Below are 17,741 nucleotides of genomic sequence, written 5' to 3'. Positions count from 1 at the left end.
GCGAGTCAGGTCGGTCAATCATGGTAATCTATTGTTTTGTTCCCAAAACTCTGGGGCTAAGGCCTTGGATCGGGAGCCTGCATGGAGACGTGCCTGAGTGGCCGAAAGGGGCACCCTGCTAAGGTGTTGACTGCGCAAGCGGTCCAGGAGTTCGAATCTCCTCGTCTCCGCCAGATGACCGGTGATCGCTGATTCTGCACGATCACCGGTCTTATTCATTACTGGGGATTCATTGCCAAAGACGTTTGTTCCCATAGACTTTGTGGAGCTGCGGCCTGGGAAGGTCCGAGTCTGTGAGTCGGCGGACCGAAGATGCTTGGCATGAGCCTGTCCGGCAGGGCAGATCACAGCTGGGCAATGGGTGCATGGCCCGTCCCGCCGATCATGTGGCAGATGAAGCCTGGTCCCCAGACAGGGGAATAAGTCTTTGGCCTTCGCCCAGTGCACTGGGTTCTGCCCGGCCTTGCAGAAGGTCGTCCAGCCGACCATGGAAGGCTGGCACCGCTGCGGGCTCCAGGTCGTAGGTCAGCCGGACCTGATCAGTGAAGTCCTCGGACTCCACGTGCCCCCCGGAGGTGCGGATCAGACGGCGCAGAGGATCGTACTCTGGATAGTCCACGGTGATCGCGAATCGCTGGGTCGGGAGCACACGTGCCTGCTTTGCCGCCTTGAGCGCCAGGGAGGCTGCTGAGGAGTAGGCCCGGATCAGCCCTCCTGACCCCAGAAGGATCCCCCCGAAGTAACGGGTCACCGTCAGGACGCAGTCGGTCACTCCCCGCCGACGCATGACCTCAAGTATGGGCTTGCCGGCCGTCCCGGAGGGCTCCCCGTCATCGCTCATGCGTTCGCTGGTGCGGCCCTCCGGTCCCCAGATCGCGCAGTGGCAGACGTGCCGGGCCTTGGGGTGCTGTAAACGGACTTCTTTGACGAAGGCCATGGCCGCCTGCTGGTCCTCCACATGGCAGGCCTGGCCGATGAACTCGGACTTCCGCTCGGTAAGGGAACCCGTAGCCGGTTTCTGCGGCGTATCCAGTATGGTGAGCAAATCGGCTTGCCTCCTATGCCTGTCGTCTCCTCGGTTCTTGCACTATCTCCATGCTAAGAGGGATCCCGGGCCGGGTCTGATATCAAGGAGAGGACCTAAGCTGGCCGCATGACCAATCCCCAGGACCAACCGGACACCGAATCCCCATCAGCCGGCAAGCCCCATGAGGCCCTGACCGTTTTCTATGAAAGGCTCAGGCATTCCACGGATACGGCCGAGCTGCACGAATTCGCCCGCAGCCCCCTGCCCGACAGGTCCGACCAGGCCGCCTTCTCGCGCTTCACGGCACTGCTGGAGGCAGTGGCTGGCAATGAGCATACGCCGGTGGAGGACAGGGTCTACCTGGCGCAGACCATGCCATTCCCCAACATTCTGGTCAAGCTCTCCCAGGATTCCAGCCCTGAGGTCCGACGGGCGGTGGCCGCCAACAAGGATGACAAGAACTGGCTGGTCGGTCTGCTCACCAAGGACGAGGACGCTGGTGTCAGGGCTGCTGCGCTGACCAACCCCATGACCTCCTGGAAGATGCGCCTGGAGGGCGCCCAGGACGATCGGACCGATGCCGATACCCTGGACTTTCTCGGGGCTCTGGGCACTCGTGACGAGCAGGACGCCCCCCATGTGCTGGCCGCCATGGTGCGCCGGGCCGTGGCCCTGAATCCCAACACCGGGCAGGCGACCCTTGAGGCCCTGCGCAAGGACCCGGACGGGCAGGTGGCACGGGCAGCCGCCTCGCGCTGAGACCGGTGCCGACGCGAATTTTGACGAACGGCCCACAGGCGTTACAATAATGGATTGTTGTGTTTCCCTAAGGGGTCCTCAAAGCGCTTTTCCCACTCGCCGTCTAGGACTTTCAGGGAGCCCACGGAATACATGGCTTTCGGCCAGCATGGCAGCATGCGGCGCGGAGAGCCCGAAACACAATGCAAGGAAAAGGTTGAATCGTGAAGACTTTCACCCCGAAACCAGCCGATCTGACACATGACTGGTATATCGTCGATGCCTCCGGTGTGGTGCTGGGGCGTCTGGCAGCCCAGGTGGCCGATCTGCTGCGCGGCAAGAACAAGCCCACCTATGCGCCATACGCCGACTCCGGCAACAACGTCATCGTCATCAACGCGTCCAAGATGGTGCTGACGGGCAACAAGAACGACAAGGTGCTCTACACCCACTCCGGCCGCCCCGGCGGTCTGCGTCGCGACTCCTACGGGCAGTTGATGGAGCACAACCCCGAGCGCATCATCACGACGGCGGTCAAGGGCATGCTGCCCAAGAACAAGCTGGCCAAGGTCCAGCTGACCAGGCTGCGGGTCTTCGCAGGCGAGGAGCATCCTCACACCTCGCAGCAGCCCATTGAGTACAAGATCCATCAGGTCGCCCAGCAGGCCAAGTAGGACCAGAGGAGATAATCACCATGGCTGACAACAACAACAGCTCCGCGGTTCTTGAGGCCGAGGAGACCAGCGCTTCCTACACTTCCGAGACCAACGCCGGCGCAGGCACCGGCACCTCCGCCATCGAGCCGGGCTACGGCACCGGCCGCCGCAAGGAGGCAGTCGCCCGCGTCCGTCTGATCCCGGGCTCTGGCAAGTGGAGCATCAACGGACACACCCTGGAGGAGTACTTCCCCAGCAAGCTGCACCAGCGCGAGGTCAACTCGCCTATCGTGCTGCTCAAGCTTGAGAACAAGTTCGACGTGGTTGTGCGCGTCGAGGGCGGCGGCGTGACTGGCCAGGCCGGCGCAGTCCGTCTGGGCGTAGCACGCGCCCTGAACGCCATCGACCGGGACGCCAACCGTCCTGCCCTGAAGAAGGCCGGATTCCTGACCCGTGACGCCCGCGTGGTGGAGCGCAAGAAGGCCGGTCTGCACAAGGCCCGTCGCGCCCCGCAGTTCTCCAAGCGCTGACGTCTGCAGTTTCTTCCATCCCCGAGGTTCCCCCGGACCTTGGGGATTTTTCATGCCTGGATTCATGCCTGTTCATACCTGGACGGCCCAGTCTGAAGCGAACGTCAAAGCGCACGTTCGGGTGCGGAAAATGACCAGAAAAACCACGAATTCCCACATGACACGCTTCAAGCGAACGTTCGCTCATCCGGGGGCTCAATAGTGCCCCCTCTGGTCTATATTGTGACTTTCGTCACGTTATGACGGATGTCTTTCGTGGTCCGGCACGCTCTGAGACAGTCTGGGACTTTCTGCCGGCCCTCATCGGCATCCGCGGAACATGAGGAGGGCCAATATCTTGGCTGGAACGCAGAAGCAGAAGCATGACCATCAAGTGAAGGAGCCGGCAGCCGGCAGGGAAGGCGGCCAGCCCGACAGCAGTGAGCTGGCCCGCAGGGAGGTTGATGCCCTGGTCGTCCGCGCGCAGTCGGCTTTACGCGCCTTTGAAGAGCTCGACCAGGAGCATGTCGATCGGATCGTGGCCAAGGCCTCGATCGCGGCCCTGAACAAACACCTTCCCCTGGCGCAGATGGCCGTGGAGGAGACCGGGCGCGGCCTGGTGGAGGACAAGGCCACCAAGAACATCTTCGCCTGCGAGCATGTGACCAATTACCTGGCCAAGCAGCGCACCGTGGGCATCATCAGCGAAAACGACGTGGACGGCATCATCGAGGTGGCCGAGCCGGTGGGAGTCGTGGCCGGCGTGACCCCGGTGACCAATCCCACCTCGACTGCCATCTTCAAGTCGCTGCTGGCTTTGAAGACCCGCTGTCCCATCGTCTTCGGATTCCACCCATACGCCCAGCGCTGCTCGGTGGAGGCGGCCCGGATCGTCCGCGACGCAGCCATCGAGGCGGGCGCTCCGCGCGATTGCATCCAGTGGATCGAGCACCCCTCAGTCGAGGCCACCGGCGCGCTCATGCAGCACCCCGGCGTGGCCACCATACTGGCTACCGGCGGTCCTGGCATGGTCAAGGCCGCCTACTCTTCGGGCAAGCCTGCCCTGGGTGTAGGAGCCGGCAATGCTCCGGCATATGTGGACCGCAGGGTCAACGTTCCTCGGGCCGTCAACGACCTGATCCTGTCCAAGCATTTCGACTACGGCATGATCTGCGCCACGGAGCAGGCCGTCATCGCCCATCAGGATGTGCATGACCGGGTGATCGAGGAGATGAAGCGGCGCAAGGCTTACTTCGTCAATCCCGAGGAGAAGGCCAAGCTGGAGGAGTACATGTTCGGCGTGCGGGCCCATGCTGGTGACGACGCTCCCGCTCCCAGGCTCAACTCCGAGGTTCCGGGCAAGTCTCCACAATTCATCGCCCGTCAAGCCGGGTTCGAGATCCCCGAGGACGCGACCATCCTGGCAGCCCAATGCGACCAGGTGGGCCCCATGGAACCCCTGACCTTGGAGAAGCTGGCTCCAGTGCAGGCCGTGCTCAAGGCCCGCAACAAGGAAGAGGGCTTCACCCTCTGCGAGCTGATGCTGCGCTACGGCGCCGGGCACACGGCAGCCATCCACACCGATGACGAGAGGCTGGTGCGCGAGTACGGGCAGCGCATGCACGCCTGCCGGATTGTCTGGAACCAGCCCAGCTCCTTGGGTGGCATCGGTGACATCTACAATGCCATCGCCCCCTCCCTGACCCTGGGCTGCGGTTCCTATGGCGGCAATTCCGTCTCGGGCAACGTCCAGGCGGTCAACCTGATCAACATCAAGCGGATCGCGCGGAGGAACAACAACATGCAGTGGTTCAAGGTGCCGGCCAAGACCTACTTCGAGCCCAACTCCGTCCGCTACCTGCGCGACATGTTCGGCATCCGCCGGGCCGTCATCGTATGCGACAAGGTCATGGAGCAGCTGGGGATCGTCGACAAGATCATCGATCAGCTGCGGGCCCGGCCCGAGCCGGTCACCTTCCGCATCATCGACTATGTAGAGCCCGAGCCCAGCGTCGAGACAGTGGAGCGCGGTGCGGCCATGATGCGCGATGAGTTCGGCCCCGACACCATCATCGCCGTGGGCGGCGGCAGCCCCATGGACGCGGCCAAGATCATGTGGCTGCTCTATGAGCATCCGGAGATCTCCTTTGCCGATGTTCGCGAGAAGTTCTTCGACATCCGCAAGCGGGCCTTCAAGATTCCGCCCCTGGGCACCAAGGCCAGGCTGGTCTGCATTCCCACCTCCTCGGGCACGGGTTCGGAGGTCACCCCATTCGCGGTCATCACCGACCATAAGACCGGATACAAGTACCCCATCACCGACTACGCCCTGACCCCCAGCGTGGCCATCGTGGATCCGGTTCTGGCCCGCACCCAGCCCAAGCAGCTGGCCTGCGACTCGGGCTTCGATGCCCTGACCCACTGCATGGAGGCCTTCGTCTCGGTCTACGCCAATGACTACACCGACGCCATGGCCCTGCATGCGGCCAAGCTGATCTGGGACAACCTGGAGCCTGCCGTGGGCACCGCAGGCGGCGAGGCCAAGGTGCGGGCCCAGGAGAAGATGCACAATGCGGCAACCATGGCCGGCATGGCCTTCGGCTCGGCCTTCCTGGGCATGTGCCACGGCATGGCGCACACCATCGGAGCCCTCTGTCATGTGGCCCATGGGCGGGCCAACTCCATCCTCCTGCCCTATGTGATCCGCTACAACGGACGGGTTCCGGACGAGTCTACCAGCTGGCCCAAGTACAGCGAGTATGTGGCCCCGGAGCGCTACAGGCAGATGGCCCATGTGCTGGGCATCGAATCCGCTGCACCAGAGGAGGGCGTGGAGCTCCTGGCCCGTGCTGTGGAATCCTACAGGGATGAGCGCCTGGGCATGGATGCCTCCTTCCAGGCAGCCGGAGTGGACGAGGACCTCTACTGGCAGTCCCTGGATCAGATCGGCATGCGCGCCTATGAGGACCAGTGCACGCCGGCCAACCCCCGCATTCCGCTGATTGAGGACATGAAGGACATCGCCGTGGCAGCCTACTACGGGGTCAGCCAGGAGGAGGGCCGCCGGATGAGGGTTGCCCGCCAGGGTGAGGATGTGGTCCAGGAGGCCTCCCAGCGGGCCTGACAGGGCCATAATCGAGTCGAGGGTTCCCCAGGAATCGGTGCGACACGCCCGGATTCTTCTAGGGGAACCCTCGTGCTTTAATAAGAAAGTTGCCTGTTTTGGGCTCGCATTTTGTCAATCACAATAGCGGGTGCAGCGAGGAGTCCCATCCCCACGGGATTCTCCACGGCTGCGCATGGATCCGGCTGAGGCCTGTCGGGAGGAATGTCTCCTTGCGGCCGTCGTTCCGTGCCCTCGAAACAGACTGGGTAATCAGTTCATAGATCGCTAGAAAGGGCGGACGGCAATGGCGGGACAGAAAATCCGCATCAGGCTAAAGTCCTATGACCATGAGGTCATCGACCAATCGGCGAAGAAGATCGTCGAGACGGTGACGAACGCGGGCGCAACTGTGGTTGGCCCCGTTCCGCTGCCGACTGAGAAGAACGTGTATGTCGTCATCCGTTCTCCTCATAAGTACAAGGACTCCCGCGAGCACTTCGAGATGCGCACCCACAAGCGCCTGATCGACATCGTGGATCCCACGCCCAAGGCTGTGGATTCGCTGATGCACATCGATCTGCCGGCGGACGTCAACATTGAGATCAAGCTGTAGGGGAGGAGGAAACCGCATGGCTGAAGAGCAGAGGAACCGCAAGGCTCTCCTGGGCCGCAAGCTGGGCATGTCCCAGGTCTGGGACGAGAACGGCTTCTTCGTCCCGGTGACCCTGGTGGACGTGTCCACCAACGTGGTGACCGCGGTCAAGAACCAGGAAAAGGACGGCTACCAGGCCATCCAGATCGGCTACGGGCAGATCGACCCCACCAAGGTGACCAAGCCGCTGGCTGGACACTTCGCCAAGGCCGGAGTGACCCCGCGTCGTCACCTGGTCGAGGTCCGCACCGCCGATGCCGACAGCTACCAGCCTGGCCAGGAGCTGGGCCTGGACCTGCTGCCCGAGGGCAGCGAGGTCGATGTGACCGGCACCACCAAGGGCAAGGGCTTTGCCGGCACCATCAAGCGCTGGGGCTTCAAGTCCTACCGCCGCACCCACGGCTCGCACAAGAACGAGCGCCGTCCTGGTTCAGTGGGCGCCTGCGCCACGCCCAGCCGCATCCTCAAGGGCAAGCGGATGGCCGGCCGCATGGGTCATGACACCTCGACCGTCCAGAACCTGACCATCGTCTCCGCAGATGCCGAGAAGGGCGTCATCGCCATCAAGGGTGCCCTGCCCGGGCCCCGCGGCGCCATCGTCCTGGTTCGTTCGGCAGTGAAGGGAGCCTGAAACCATGGCTAAGTTGACTCTGAACATCACCGACGCCCAGGGCAAGAACACCGGGACCGTGGATGCGCCCGAGCAGATCTTCGGCATTGCCGAGGAGGATGTCCGCTCGCATGTGCCGCTGATCCATCAGGTGGTCGTCGCCCAGCTGGCTGCTGCCCGCCAGGGCACGCACTCGGTCAAGACCCGGTCCACCGTCTCCGGCGGCGGCCGCAAGCCTTGGAAGCAGAAGGGCACCGGTCGTGCTCGTCAGGGCTCCATCCGCGCTCCCCAGTGGACCGGTGGCGCCATTGTCCACGGCCCCCAGCCGCGCGACTACTCCCAGCGCACCCCCAAGAAGATGAAGGCCGCAGCCCTGCGCTACGTCCTGTCCGACCGGGTCAACGCCGGACGCGTGCACGTGGTCGATTTCGGCATTGGCGAGACCCCGTCCACCAAGGCCGCCAAGGCAGCCCTGCTGCCCCTGGTCGACAACAGATTCACCACCGTCGTGCTGTCCCGTGAGAACATCAACGAGTGGCTCTCCGTCAGGAACCTGCCCACCGTCCATGTCCTCTTCGCCGATCAGCTCAACACCTACGATGTGGTCACGGCCGAGGATGTCGTCTTCAGCAAGGATGGCTTCGACGCCTTCCTGGCTGTCAAGGGCGGCACCAAGTCCGAGACCGTCAAGGAGGCCTGATTTTCCATGGCAGCTATTCACAAGCCAGCGCACGACATCATTCTGCGTCCGGTCGTCTCCGAGAAGAGCTACGCCAACTCGGACCGCGGCCAGTACACATTCGTGGTGGACCCTGATGCCAACAAGGTCGCCATCAAGCAGGCCATCGAGCAGATCTTCAATGTGAAGGTCACATCGGTCAACACCCTCAATCGTCAGGGCAAGCGGACCCGGACCCGTACGGGCTGGGGTCGCCGCGCCGCCGAGAAGCGCGCCATCGTCAAGGTGGCCGAGGGCCAGTCGATCGATGTCTTCGGTACCAATAACTGAAGGCTAGCCGAGAAAAGTTAAGGAAGAACTAGATTATGGCTATCCGTACATACAAGCCGACGACCGCGGGCCGTCGCAACGCCTCGGTTTCGGACTTCGCCGAAATCACGCGCTCCAAGCCCGAGAAGTCGCTGGTTCGCAAGCTGAGCAAGACTGGCGGACGCAACTCCTATGGCCGCGTCACCAGCCGCCACCGCGGCGGCGGGCACAAGCGCCAGTACCGTCTCATCGACTTCCGCCGCTGGGACAAGGACGGCGTGCCAGCCAAGGTGGCTGAGATCGAATACGATCCCAACCGTTCGGCCCGCATTGCCCTTCTGCACTTCGCAGACGGCGAGAAGCGCTACATCATCGCCCCGCAGGGCATCAAGCAGGGTGACGTCATCGAGACCGGCCCCCAGGCCGATATCAAACCTGGCAACAACCTGCCTCTGCGCAACATCCCGACCGGCACCATCGTCCATGCCATTGAGCTGCGGCCCCTGGGCGGCGCCAAGATCGCCCGCTCGGCCGGTGCTGCCGTCCAGCTGGTGGCCAAGGACGGGGCCTACGCCCAGCTGCGTATGCCCTCCGGCGAGATCCGCAACGTCGACTCCCGCTGCCGTGCAACCGTGGGCGAGGTCGGCAACAACGACCACGCCAACGTCCAGCTCGGCAAGGCAGGACGTGCCCGCTGGATGGGACGCAGGCCCATCACCCGCGGTGAATCCATGAACCCGGTCGACCACCCGCATGGCGGACGCACTCGTGGCGGCAAGCCGCCAGTGTCTCCCTGGGGCAAGGGCGAGGTCCGCACCCGCAGGCCCAAGAAGGCCTCCAACAAGATGATCGTGCGTCGTCGTCCAAATGGTAAGAACCGCAAGTAAGGGAGTGTCGGAAAGATGACTCGTAGCATCAAGAAGGGCCCATTCGTCGACGCCCACTTGCAGAAGAAAGTCGACGAGCAGAACGAGAAGGGCACCAAGAACGTCATCAAGACCTGGTCCCGTCGTTCCATGATCACCCCGGACTTCATCGGGCACACCTTCGCTGTGCACGATGGCCGCAAGCATGTCCCGGTCTTCGTCACCGAGGCCATGGTCGGCCACAAGCTCGGCGAATTCGCCCCCACCAGGACCTTCAGGGGTCACGTGAAGGACGACAAGAAAGCACGCCGCTGAGGCGAGGGAGAGTAGAGACACATGGAAGCTAAGGCAATTGCACGTCACGTTCGCGTGACGCCTCGCAAGGCTCGCCGCGTCGTCGACCTCATCCGAGGCAAGCAGGCGACCGAGGCCGTGACCATTCTGAAGTTCGCCCCCCAGGATGCGGCCGTTCCGGTCCGCAAGTGCCTGGAGAGCGCCATCGCCAACGCGCGTGTCAAGGCGGACAAGGCCAACCAGCCCTTCCGCGAGAACGAGCTGATGGTTCGTGAGACCTACGTGGACGAGGGCACCACCCTGAGGCGGTTCCGCGCCCGCGCCCAAGGTCGTGCGGCCCGCATCAACAAGCGGACCAGCCACATCACCGTCGTGGTGGCCGACAAGGAAGGAGCCCGATAATGGGGCAGAAGATCAACCCGTTTGGGTACCGACTCGGCATCACCGAGGAGCACCGCAGCAAGTGGTACTCCGACTCCAACAAGGCGGGGGAGCGTTACAGCGACTTCGTTCTTGAGGACGACAAGATCCGCAAGGAGATGAACAAGGATCTGGAACGTGCAGGCGTCTCCAAGATCGTCATCGAGCGGACCCGCGACCGTGTGCGCGTCGACATCCACACCGCCCGGCCGGGTATCGTCATCGGCCGTCGCGGCGCCGAGGCCGAGCGCGTGCGCGCCAAGCTGGAGAAGATCACCGGCAAGCAGGTCCAGCTGAACATCTTCGAGGTCAAGAACGCCTCCATCGATGCCCAGCTTGTTGCTCAGGGCATCGCCGAGCAGCTGACCAACCGCGTCACCTTCCGCCGGGCCATGCGCAAGGCTCAGCAGGATGCCATGCGGGCCGGCGCCAAGGGCATCAGGATCAAGCTGTCCGGCCGCCTGGGCGGAGCCGAGATGAGCCGTTCGGAGTTCTACCGCGAGGGTCGTGTGCCCCTGCAGACGCTCCGCGCCCTGATCGATTACGGCTTCTTCGAGGCCAGGACCACCTACGGCCGCATCGGCGTCAAGGTCTGGATCTACAAGGGCGACATGACCGAGCGTCAGTTCGAGGAGCAGCAGGCTCAGCAGAACAACCGCCCCGGTCGGCGTGGCGATCGTCGTCCCCGTCGTGGCGTCCGTCCCTCCGAGGGACGCACCCGCCGCGAGCAGGATGCAGCCAAGCAGAACAGCGGTGTGGCCGCGCCGCCGGCGGCGGCTCAGGAGCAGACCGCCTCGGCCCCCGTCGCAACCGAAGCAAAGGAGTGAGCCGTGCTTATCCCAAAGAGGACTAAATACCGCAAGCAGCATCGTCCGGGTCGTTCGGGCATGTCCAAGGGCGGCAACGAGATCGCTTTCGGCGATTACGGCATCCAGGCCCTGGCTCCGGCCTACCTGACCAACCGGCAGATCGAGGCGGCCCGTATCGCCATGACACGGTACATCAAGCGTGGTGGCCGCGTCTGGATTACGGTCTTCCCGGATCGCCCCCTGACCAAGCACGCTCTGGGGTCCCGAATGGGCTCCGGCAAGGGTGCGCCCGAGTTCTGGGTGGCCAACGTCCGTCCCGGCCGGGTGCTCTTCGAGATTGGCGGCGTGAGCGAAGATGTGGCCCGCGAGGCCCTTCGCCGCGCTACTGACAAGCTTCCCATGAAGTGCCGGATTATTGCACGTGAAGGCGGTGACATCTGATGTCAGTCGGAACAGCCGAGTATTCCATCAAGAATCTGAATGAAAAGACCAATGCGGAGATCGAGGATTTCCTGAAGAAGTCCAAGGAAGAGCTGTTCAACCTGCGCTTCCAGTCGGCCACCGGTCAGCTGGAGAATACCTCCCGCCTCAAGGCCGTCAAGCACGACATCGCCAGGATGTACACCGTCCTGCGTGAGCGCGAGCTGGGCATCAGCCAGGAGCCCGCCGAAGCAAAGGCCGAGAGCAAAGCTGAGGAGAAGTAAGCATGGCTGACAAGCAGGAGCGCAACTTCCGCAAGGTTCGCAGCGGCTACGTCGTGTCCGACAAGATGGACAAGACCATCACCGTAGAGCTGGAGCAGCGTTCGACCCACCCCCTGTACGGCAAGGTCGTCCGCAGCAACCGCAAGGTCAAGGCCCATGATGAGAAGAACGAGGCCCATGTGGGCGACTTCGTGAGTATCATGGAGACCCGTCCTCTGAGCAAGACCAAGCGCTGGCGTCTCGACTCCATCGTCGAGCGCGCCAAGTAACAAGTTCGGCCAGGCTCCGCATTTCATCCCGCCCTGGTGCGGGGTGTCTGCGGAGAACCAGCGCGGCTAAGGAGAATCAATGATTCAGCAGGAATCGCGGCTTCAGGTCGCCGACAACACGGGTGCCAAGGAGATCCTGGCCATCCGCGTGCTCGGCGGGTCGAAGCGACGCTATGCCGGCATTGGCGATGTGATCGTCGCCACCGTCAAGGATGCCATTCCCGGCGGGTCGGTCAAGAAGGGCGAGGTCGTCAAGGCGGTCGTCGTCCGCACGGTCAAGGAGCATCGTCGTCATGACGGCTCCTACATCAAGTTCGACGAGAACGCGGCGGTCATCCTCGGCACCGGCCGTGAGCCCCGCGGCACTCGTATCTTCGGACCGGTCGGTCGTGAGCTGCGCGACAAGCGCTTCATGAAGATCGTGTCCCTGGCACCGGAGGTGATCTGAAGTGGTAGCCAAGATCAAGACAGGCGACCAGGTCAAGGTCATCCGCGGCAAGGATCGCGGCAAGGAGGGCAAGGTTCTGCGGATTCTGCCCAATGACCGTCTGATCGTCGAGGGTATTCAGATCGTCAAGAAGCATGTGCGCGCCACCCAGCAGGGTCAGGAGTCGGGCATCGTCCCGACCGAGGCGCCCATCCATCGCTCAAACGTGATGGTCATCGACCCGGAGACCAAGAAGCCGACTCGCATCGGCGTAAACATCAAGGAGGAGGCGCGTGACGGCAAGGTCAAGGTCGTGCGCACCCGCTTCGCCAAGAAGTCAGGCAAGGAGCTGTCATGAGCGATACCACCGTTGAAGCACCGGCAGTCCCTCGTTTGCTGCAGCAGTACCGCGAGAGCATTGTGCCCGAGCTGGAGAAGGAGTTCAAGTTCTCCAACCCCATGCAGGTGCCCAGGATCGAAAAGGTCGTGGTCTCCATGGGCGTGGGGGCCGCGGCACGCGACTCCAAGCTGATCGAGGGTGCGGTCAAGGACCTGACGGCCATCACCGGCCAGAAGCCCAAGATCACCAAGGCCAAGAAGTCCGTGGCGCAGTTCCACCTGCGCGAGGGACAGGCCATCGGTGCCTTCGCCACCCTGCGCGGCGTGCGCATGTGGGAGTTCCTGGATCGTCTGCTGACCCTGGCTCTGCCCCGCATCCGCGACTTCCGCGGCATCAGCGACCGTCAGTTCGACGGCCAGGGCAACTACAACTTCGGTCTCACGGAGCAGTCCATGTTCCACGAGATCGATCCTGATCAGATCGATCACCAGCGTGGTATGGATATCACCGTGGTGACCTCCACCAAGAACGATCAGGAGGCCCGGGCGCTGCTCAAGCAGCTGGGCTTCCCCTTCAAGGAGAACTGATATGGCAAAAACCGCTCTGAGAAACAAGGCGGCACGCAAGCCGAAGTTCAAAGTGCGTGGCTACACGCGCTGCCAGGTCTGCGGTCGTCCCCATTCCGTCTATCGCAAGTTCGGCCTGTGCCGCATCTGCCTTCGCGAGAAGGCTCATCGCGGCGAGCTGCCGGGTGTGACGAAGTCCAGTTGGTAAAGATCGACGCTGAAGGTCCGCGGTCGAGGCAGTTTGCTGCCCGGCGGCGGAAACCACGGCGAGGAAGGGCATAAGCCCACATGACAATGACAGATCCCATCGCAGACATGCTGACACGTCTGCGTAATGCGAGTGCGGCCAAGCATGAAACAGTCGACATGCCGTACTCCAAGTTCAAGGCGAACATCGCGCAGATCCTCAAGCGCGAAGGCTTCATCGCCGATTACCGAGCCAAGGAAGCGCGCGTCGGGCAGGATCTGGAGATCACGCTCAAGTACGGTCCCGATGGACGTCAGTCCATTCAGGGCATCAAGCGTGTCTCCAAGCCCGGTCTGCGCCGCTACGCCAAGTCGGATTCCCTGCCCATGCCCCTGGGCGGTCTGGGAATCGCCATCATCTCGACCAGCTCGGGACTGATGACCCAGAAGGAATGCCTCGACAGGGGCATCGGCGGCGAAATCGTCGCCTACGTATGGTGAGAAAGGAGAGCTGAACATGGCATCGCATATTGGCAAGCTCCCCATCGCCGTTCCGGCAGGTGTGGAGGTGGCCTTCAATGGCCAGGAATTCACCGCCAAGGGTCCCAAGGGCTCCGACGGGTATACGCTGCCCGAGGGCATCACCGGCAAGGTCGAGGGCAATCAGATCATCATGACCCCCGCCGACGAGGACCGCACCACCAAGGCCAAGCACGGACTGAGCCGCTCCATTGTGGCATCCATGGTCGAGGGCGTCTCCAAGGGCTACAGCAAGCACCTGCAGATCGTCGGCACCGGCTACCGCGTGGTCGCCAAGGGCAAGTCCCTGGAGTTCTCGCTGGGCTACTCGCACACCATCACTGTCGACCCCCCGGAGGGCATCACCTTCGAGACGCCGAACGCCAACGAAGTGGTCGTCTCCGGCATCGACAAGCAGGCTGTCGGCCAGGCTGCGGCAAACATCCGCGCCCTGCGTGCACCCGAGCCTTACAAGGGCAAGGGCATCAAGTACGCCGACGAGCACATCCTGCGCAAGGCTGGAAAGGCTGGTAAGTGATATGACGGTCTCGATACTAGGCAAAGGCAAGAAGATCGCCCGTCTGCGCCGCCATGCCCGTCTGCGCAAGCACGTCTCCGGCACGGCAGAGCGTCCCCGTCTGGTGGTCACACGGACCAACCGCAACATGATCGCCCAGATCGTCGACGACACCAGGGGCGTCACCCTGGTCAGCGAGTCGACCATGGCTTCGGACTACGGCTCCTTCAAGGGCACCAAGACCGAGGCTGCCCGCAAGGTGGGCGAGCAGATCGCGGCCAAGGCCAAGAAGGCCGGCATCACCACCGTGGTCTTCGACCGTGGTGGCAACAAGTACCACGGAAGGGTCGCAGCGGTTGCAGAAGGCGCCCGTGAGGGAGGTTTGGCACTGTGAGCGACAACGAAACGACAAAGGAAACAACCCAGGTGACTGAAGATTCCACAAACGCTCAGTCCAGCCAGGGTGGCAGAAGAGACCGGAACGACCGGAACGATGATCGCCGCGGTGGTCGTCGTGGCGGTTCCCGTGACGGCCGCAGGGATGGTCGTCGTGGCCGTCGCGATCGCGATGACCGTGACGACATGCTCGACAGGGTCGTGACCATCAACCGTGTGTCCAAGGTCCACAAGGGCGGCCGAACCTTCAGCTTCGCGGCTCTGGTAGTCGTGGGCGACGGCAAGGGCACTGTGGGCGTTGGCTACGGCAAGTCCCGCGAGGTTCCCGCAGCCATCTCCAAGGGTCAGCTGGACGCTAAGAAGCACATGTTCACTGTTCCCCGCATCCGCGGCACCGTCACCCACCCGGTGATCGGCCACGATGCGGCCGGCACTGTCCTCCTGCGGCCTGCGGCCCCCGGAACCGGCGTTATCGCCGGTGGTCCGGTCCGCGCCGTCCTGGAGTGCGCCGGCATCACCGATATCCTGAGCAAGTCCATGGGATCGGCCACGGCCGTCAACATGGTGCGGGCCACTGTGGCTGCCCTGAAGCAGCTGGAGGAGCCCGAGGAGATCGCGGCACGCCGTGGTCTGCCTCTGGAGGAGGTCGCCCCCGACTCCCTCCTGCGCGCACGTGCCGCCGGCATCGCCGACGAGCGCAAGGAGCGCGAAGAGGCCAAGGCCAAGGCTGACGAGCAGTCGAAGGCAGGTGAGTGATGACCAAGCAGATCAAGATCACCCTGGTCAAGGGCGTGGCTCATGCCACCGACCGCCAGAAGGAGAACGTCAGGTCTCTGGGCCTTCACAAGATCGGCCAGACGGTCCTGCGTGAGGACACCCCCGTCTACCGGGGGATGGCCGACAAGGTCCGCCACCTGGTGAACGTAGAGGAGGCAGACTGATTATGGCCAGCGACAAGCAAGAGCCCACCATCCTGCAGATGCATGACCTGCGTCCGGCTCCGGGCGCCAAGCGCGACCGCATCCGTGTGGGTCGCGGCGAGGGGTCCAAGGGCAAGACCTCCGGTCGTGGCACCAAGGGCACCAAGGCCCGCTACCAGGTCCGCCCGGGCTTTGAAGGCGGCCAGCTGCCGCTGTACATGAGGCTGCCCAAGCTGCGCGGGTTCAGGAGCCCCTTCAAGAAGGAGTACCAGGTAGTCAACCTGGGTGCCCTGGAAGGGCTCTTCCCCCAGGGCGGCGAAGTCACCGTCGAGGATCTGGTCAACAAGGGAGCGGTCCGCAAGGGCCACCCGGTCAAGGTCCTGGGTGATGGCGACGTCAAGGCTGCTTTCACCCTCAAGGGCGTCAAGGCCTCGGCCTCGGCCAGAAGCAAGATAGAAGCCGCAGGCGGGTCCGTCTCCGAACACTGACATTCATAGGGGACAGACCGCAAGGCAGAAAATTCCGGCCCTCCCCGCTCCAAGCGGGCGGGGGCCGGAACTCGTTTCCGACCCGGTTGCCATCACGATTTGACGGAGCCATCGGTTAAGCTGGTCGGAGCAAGAAGGTGCGATGCACCGAGACCAACGCGCGGTCGCGTAGGGAGGGAACTTAGGTGAGGACGTTAATCCAGGCCTTCAAGACCAAGGAGCTGAGGAAGAAAATCTTCTTCGTTCTTGGCATCATCATCATCTATCGCATCGGGTCGTTCATACCTACCCCAGGCGTGGATTATCCTTCCGTGCAGAAGTGCATCACCACGGCCGGCAATGAGGACTTCATCGGTCTGGTAAACCTGTTCTCGGGCGGAGCTCTGCTGCAGCTGTCCGTCTTCGCACTGGGCATCATGCCCTACATCACCGCATCCATCGTGGTGCAGCTGCTGCGCGTGGTCATTCCCCGCTTCGAGGCTCTGCACAAGGAGGGTCAGTCCGGCGAGGCCAAGCTGACCGAATACACCAGGTATCTGACCATCGGCCTGGCCGTGCTGCAGTCCACGACCATTCTGGTCACAGCCCGCAACGGTGCGCTTTTCAACGGGGCCTGCCAGCAACAGGTCATTCCCGACAGTTCCGTTTGGAATCTGGTCGTCATGGTTTTGATTATGACCGGCGGCACGGGTCTCATCATGTGGATGGCCGAGTTGATCACCGACAAGGGCATCGGCAACGGCATGTCCGTCCTGATCTTCATCTCCATCTGCTCCGGCTTCCTGCCCCAGCTCTGGAACATCGGCTGGGGAACCAACGGCAAGAACGGCGACTGGGTCAAATTCGGCATTGTGGTGACCGTCCTGGTGGTCATCCTGATTCTGGTCGACTACGTGGAGCTGGCGCAACGCCGCATTCCCGTCCAGTACACCCGTAGGATGATCGGCCGCAAGATGTACGGCGGATCCTCCACCTATCTGCCGCTCAAGATCAATATGTCAGGCGTGATTCCCCCCATCTTCGCCTCCTCCATTCTGGCTATTCCCACCCTTATCGCCCAGTTCGGCAAGTCCGATCAGAACTGGGTCAAGTGGATCAACGCCAACATGGCCAATACGACCTCGGTCTGGTACATCGTGCTCTACTCGGTCATGATCGTCTTCTTCTGCTTCTTCTACACTTCAATCACATTCAACCCTGACGAGACTGCCGACAACATGAAGGAGTACGGCGGCTTCATCCCAGGCATCAGGGCCGGACGGGCCACCAGCCGGTACCTGTCATATGTAATGAACCGGCTGAACACGGTCGGAGCCATCTACCTGCTCTTTGTGGCCCTGATTCCCACGGTGCTGATCATGCTGCTGAAGATCAACTCCAAGCTGCCCTTCGGCGGGACCACCATACTGATCATCGCCGGCGTCGGCCTGGACACCCTGCGCCAGGCCAGGGCGCAGACCGAGCAGTTCCAGTACACCGGCTTCCTGCTGGAGGGCGACCACAAGGAGGGCTGACCCTTCGGTCAAACATCTGCTGGTGGTATCAATCCAAACAGGTTAAGGTCCGGACCTGTCACTTGTTGGCATGGAGCCGGACCATTTTTGTGTCAGGCCTGTGCCAGGAAGACCGTTCGTGTGAGTTTGGGGGCGGAACCTGCTCTTGGACCGGGCAGCCGCTAGCATACGGTAAAGAGGGTCCTGCGCGGTTTGGTCCGCCTGGGACTGCAGACCAAGA

The 17,741-nt window shown here is 62.8% G+C and carries 27 protein-coding genes and 1 tRNA gene; 27 read left to right on the top strand and 1 reads right to left on the bottom strand.

Annotated elements, in window-relative coordinates:
* Window positions 1–83 precede the first annotated feature (83 nt).
* Window positions 84–173: transfer RNA gene (locus tag QRX41_RS01785), tRNA-Ser, on the top strand.
* Between the two features lie 209 nt (window positions 174–382).
* Here the strand turns inward: QRX41_RS01785 and QRX41_RS01780 are convergent.
* Window positions 383–1,045 carry an IMPACT family protein gene (locus tag QRX41_RS01780; protein ID WP_313838296.1) on the bottom strand — a complete coding sequence of 221 codons (663 nt, stop codon included), beginning with the start codon at window positions 1,043–1,045 and terminating at the stop codon, window positions 383–385.
* 108 nt (window positions 1,046–1,153) lie between these two features.
* Between QRX41_RS01780 and QRX41_RS01775 the strand changes: the two genes are divergently transcribed.
* From QRX41_RS01775 to secY, 26 genes are all read left to right on the top strand, one after another.
* On the top strand, window positions 1,154–1,786 hold the full coding sequence (locus QRX41_RS01775) for an AbrB family transcriptional regulator (protein WP_045924818.1): 633 nt from the start codon (window positions 1,154–1,156) through the stop codon (window positions 1,784–1,786).
* A gap of 203 nt (window positions 1,787–1,989) precedes the next feature.
* Window positions 1,990–2,439: a 50S ribosomal protein L13 gene (rplM, locus tag QRX41_RS01770; RefSeq protein ID WP_024626794.1), complete on the top strand. Its 450-nt coding sequence runs from the start codon at window positions 1,990–1,992 to the stop codon at window positions 2,437–2,439.
* 20 nt (window positions 2,440–2,459) lie between these two features.
* Window positions 2,460–2,951, top strand: coding sequence for a 30S ribosomal protein S9 (gene rpsI / locus QRX41_RS01765; protein ID WP_015022361.1), 492 nt, complete (start codon window positions 2,460–2,462; stop codon window positions 2,949–2,951).
* 373 nt (window positions 2,952–3,324) lie between these two features.
* Complete coding sequence (gene adhE, locus QRX41_RS01760) at window positions 3,325–6,054, top strand: bifunctional acetaldehyde-CoA/alcohol dehydrogenase (protein WP_313838693.1); 2,730 nt, start codon at window positions 3,325–3,327, stop codon at window positions 6,052–6,054.
* 286 nt (window positions 6,055–6,340) lie between these two features.
* A complete protein-coding gene (gene rpsJ, locus QRX41_RS01755; RefSeq protein ID WP_006295278.1) occupies window positions 6,341–6,649 on the top strand; it encodes a 30S ribosomal protein S10 in 309 nt (102 codons plus the stop codon).
* 16 nt (window positions 6,650–6,665) lie between these two features.
* Window positions 6,666–7,319, top strand: a complete 654-nt coding sequence (gene rplC, locus QRX41_RS01750; RefSeq protein ID WP_015022359.1) for a 50S ribosomal protein L3 — start codon at window positions 6,666–6,668, stop codon at window positions 7,317–7,319.
* 4 nt (window positions 7,320–7,323) lie between these two features.
* Window positions 7,324–7,998, top strand: coding sequence for a 50S ribosomal protein L4 (gene rplD / locus QRX41_RS01745; RefSeq protein ID WP_313838294.1), 675 nt, complete (start codon window positions 7,324–7,326; stop codon window positions 7,996–7,998).
* 6 nt (window positions 7,999–8,004) lie between these two features.
* Window positions 8,005–8,307 (top strand): 50S ribosomal protein L23, encoded by a 303-nt coding sequence (gene rplW, locus QRX41_RS01740; RefSeq protein WP_015022357.1) that lies wholly within the window; start codon window positions 8,005–8,007, stop codon window positions 8,305–8,307.
* Window positions 8,308–8,342: 35 nt separating this feature from the next.
* Entirely contained in the window at window positions 8,343–9,173 is an 831-nt protein-coding gene (gene rplB, locus QRX41_RS01735; RefSeq protein ID WP_015022356.1) for a 50S ribosomal protein L2, read from the top strand.
* A 15-nt stretch (window positions 9,174–9,188) separates the two neighbouring features.
* The gene (gene rpsS, locus QRX41_RS01730) at window positions 9,189–9,467 is read left to right on the top strand and encodes a 30S ribosomal protein S19 (RefSeq protein WP_015022355.1); all 279 of its coding nucleotides are present in this window, start codon (window positions 9,189–9,191) and stop codon (window positions 9,465–9,467) included.
* A 21-nt stretch (window positions 9,468–9,488) separates the two neighbouring features.
* On the top strand, window positions 9,489–9,848 hold the full coding sequence (gene rplV / locus QRX41_RS01725; protein ID WP_045924817.1) for a 50S ribosomal protein L22: 360 nt from the start codon (window positions 9,489–9,491) through the stop codon (window positions 9,846–9,848).
* A complete protein-coding gene (rpsC, locus tag QRX41_RS01720) occupies window positions 9,848–10,693 on the top strand; it encodes a 30S ribosomal protein S3 (RefSeq protein WP_029678066.1) in 846 nt (281 codons plus the stop codon). Before rplV ends, rpsC begins: the two co-directional genes overlap by 1 nt.
* Window positions 10,694–10,696: 3 nt before the next feature.
* The gene (rplP, locus tag QRX41_RS01715; RefSeq protein WP_015022352.1) at window positions 10,697–11,116 is read left to right on the top strand and encodes a 50S ribosomal protein L16; all 420 of its coding nucleotides are present in this window, start codon (window positions 10,697–10,699) and stop codon (window positions 11,114–11,116) included.
* On the top strand, window positions 11,116–11,379 hold the full coding sequence (rpmC, locus tag QRX41_RS01710) for a 50S ribosomal protein L29 (protein WP_015022351.1): 264 nt from the start codon (window positions 11,116–11,118) through the stop codon (window positions 11,377–11,379). The genes rplP and rpmC overlap by 1 nt, the downstream gene beginning before the upstream one ends.
* Before the next feature lie 2 nt (window positions 11,380–11,381).
* Complete coding sequence (rpsQ, locus tag QRX41_RS01705) at window positions 11,382–11,648, top strand: 30S ribosomal protein S17 (RefSeq protein ID WP_015022350.1); 267 nt, start codon at window positions 11,382–11,384, stop codon at window positions 11,646–11,648.
* A 79-nt stretch (window positions 11,649–11,727) separates the two neighbouring features.
* A complete protein-coding gene (rplN, locus tag QRX41_RS01700; protein ID WP_015022349.1) occupies window positions 11,728–12,096 on the top strand; it encodes a 50S ribosomal protein L14 in 369 nt (122 codons plus the stop codon).
* A 1-nt stretch (window position 12,097) separates the two neighbouring features.
* Entirely contained in the window at window positions 12,098–12,433 is a 336-nt protein-coding gene (rplX, locus tag QRX41_RS01695; RefSeq protein ID WP_015022348.1) for a 50S ribosomal protein L24, read from the top strand.
* Complete coding sequence (gene rplE / locus QRX41_RS01690; protein WP_024626788.1) at window positions 12,430–13,002, top strand: 50S ribosomal protein L5; 573 nt, start codon at window positions 12,430–12,432, stop codon at window positions 13,000–13,002. The genes rplX and rplE overlap by 4 nt, the downstream gene beginning before the upstream one ends.
* Window position 13,003: 1 nt before the next feature.
* Window positions 13,004–13,189: a type Z 30S ribosomal protein S14 gene (locus QRX41_RS01685; protein WP_015022346.1), complete on the top strand. Its 186-nt coding sequence runs from the start codon at window positions 13,004–13,006 to the stop codon at window positions 13,187–13,189.
* Between the two features lie 80 nt (window positions 13,190–13,269).
* Window positions 13,270–13,668, top strand: coding sequence for a 30S ribosomal protein S8 (gene rpsH / locus QRX41_RS01680; RefSeq protein ID WP_024626787.1), 399 nt, complete (start codon window positions 13,270–13,272; stop codon window positions 13,666–13,668).
* Window positions 13,669–13,684: 16 nt separating this feature from the next.
* Entirely contained in the window at window positions 13,685–14,224 is a 540-nt protein-coding gene (gene rplF, locus QRX41_RS01675; protein WP_045924816.1) for a 50S ribosomal protein L6, read from the top strand.
* A 1-nt stretch (window position 14,225) separates the two neighbouring features.
* Window positions 14,226–14,597: a 50S ribosomal protein L18 gene (gene rplR / locus QRX41_RS01670; RefSeq protein ID WP_015022343.1), complete on the top strand. Its 372-nt coding sequence runs from the start codon at window positions 14,226–14,228 to the stop codon at window positions 14,595–14,597.
* Entirely contained in the window at window positions 14,594–15,355 is a 762-nt protein-coding gene (rpsE, locus tag QRX41_RS01665) for a 30S ribosomal protein S5 (protein ID WP_045924815.1), read from the top strand. The genes rplR and rpsE overlap by 4 nt, the downstream gene beginning before the upstream one ends.
* Window positions 15,355–15,540, top strand: a complete 186-nt coding sequence (rpmD, locus tag QRX41_RS01660) for a 50S ribosomal protein L30 (protein WP_045924814.1) — start codon at window positions 15,355–15,357, stop codon at window positions 15,538–15,540. Before rpsE ends, rpmD begins: the two co-directional genes overlap by 1 nt.
* 2 nt (window positions 15,541–15,542) lie before the next feature.
* The gene (rplO, locus tag QRX41_RS01655; RefSeq protein ID WP_313838292.1) at window positions 15,543–16,007 is read left to right on the top strand and encodes a 50S ribosomal protein L15; all 465 of its coding nucleotides are present in this window, start codon (window positions 15,543–15,545) and stop codon (window positions 16,005–16,007) included.
* Between the two features lie 185 nt (window positions 16,008–16,192).
* Entirely contained in the window at window positions 16,193–17,521 is a 1,329-nt protein-coding gene (secY, locus tag QRX41_RS01650; RefSeq protein WP_313838291.1) for a preprotein translocase subunit SecY, read from the top strand.
* The last annotated feature ends 220 nt before the right edge of the window (window positions 17,522–17,741 follow it).

The organism is Bifidobacterium kimbladii, assembly GCF_032193675.1.
Classification (GTDB): Bacteria; Actinomycetota; Actinomycetes; order Actinomycetales; family Bifidobacteriaceae; genus Bombiscardovia; species Bombiscardovia kimbladii.
This window is presented reverse-complemented; position numbering and strand designations above follow the sequence as displayed.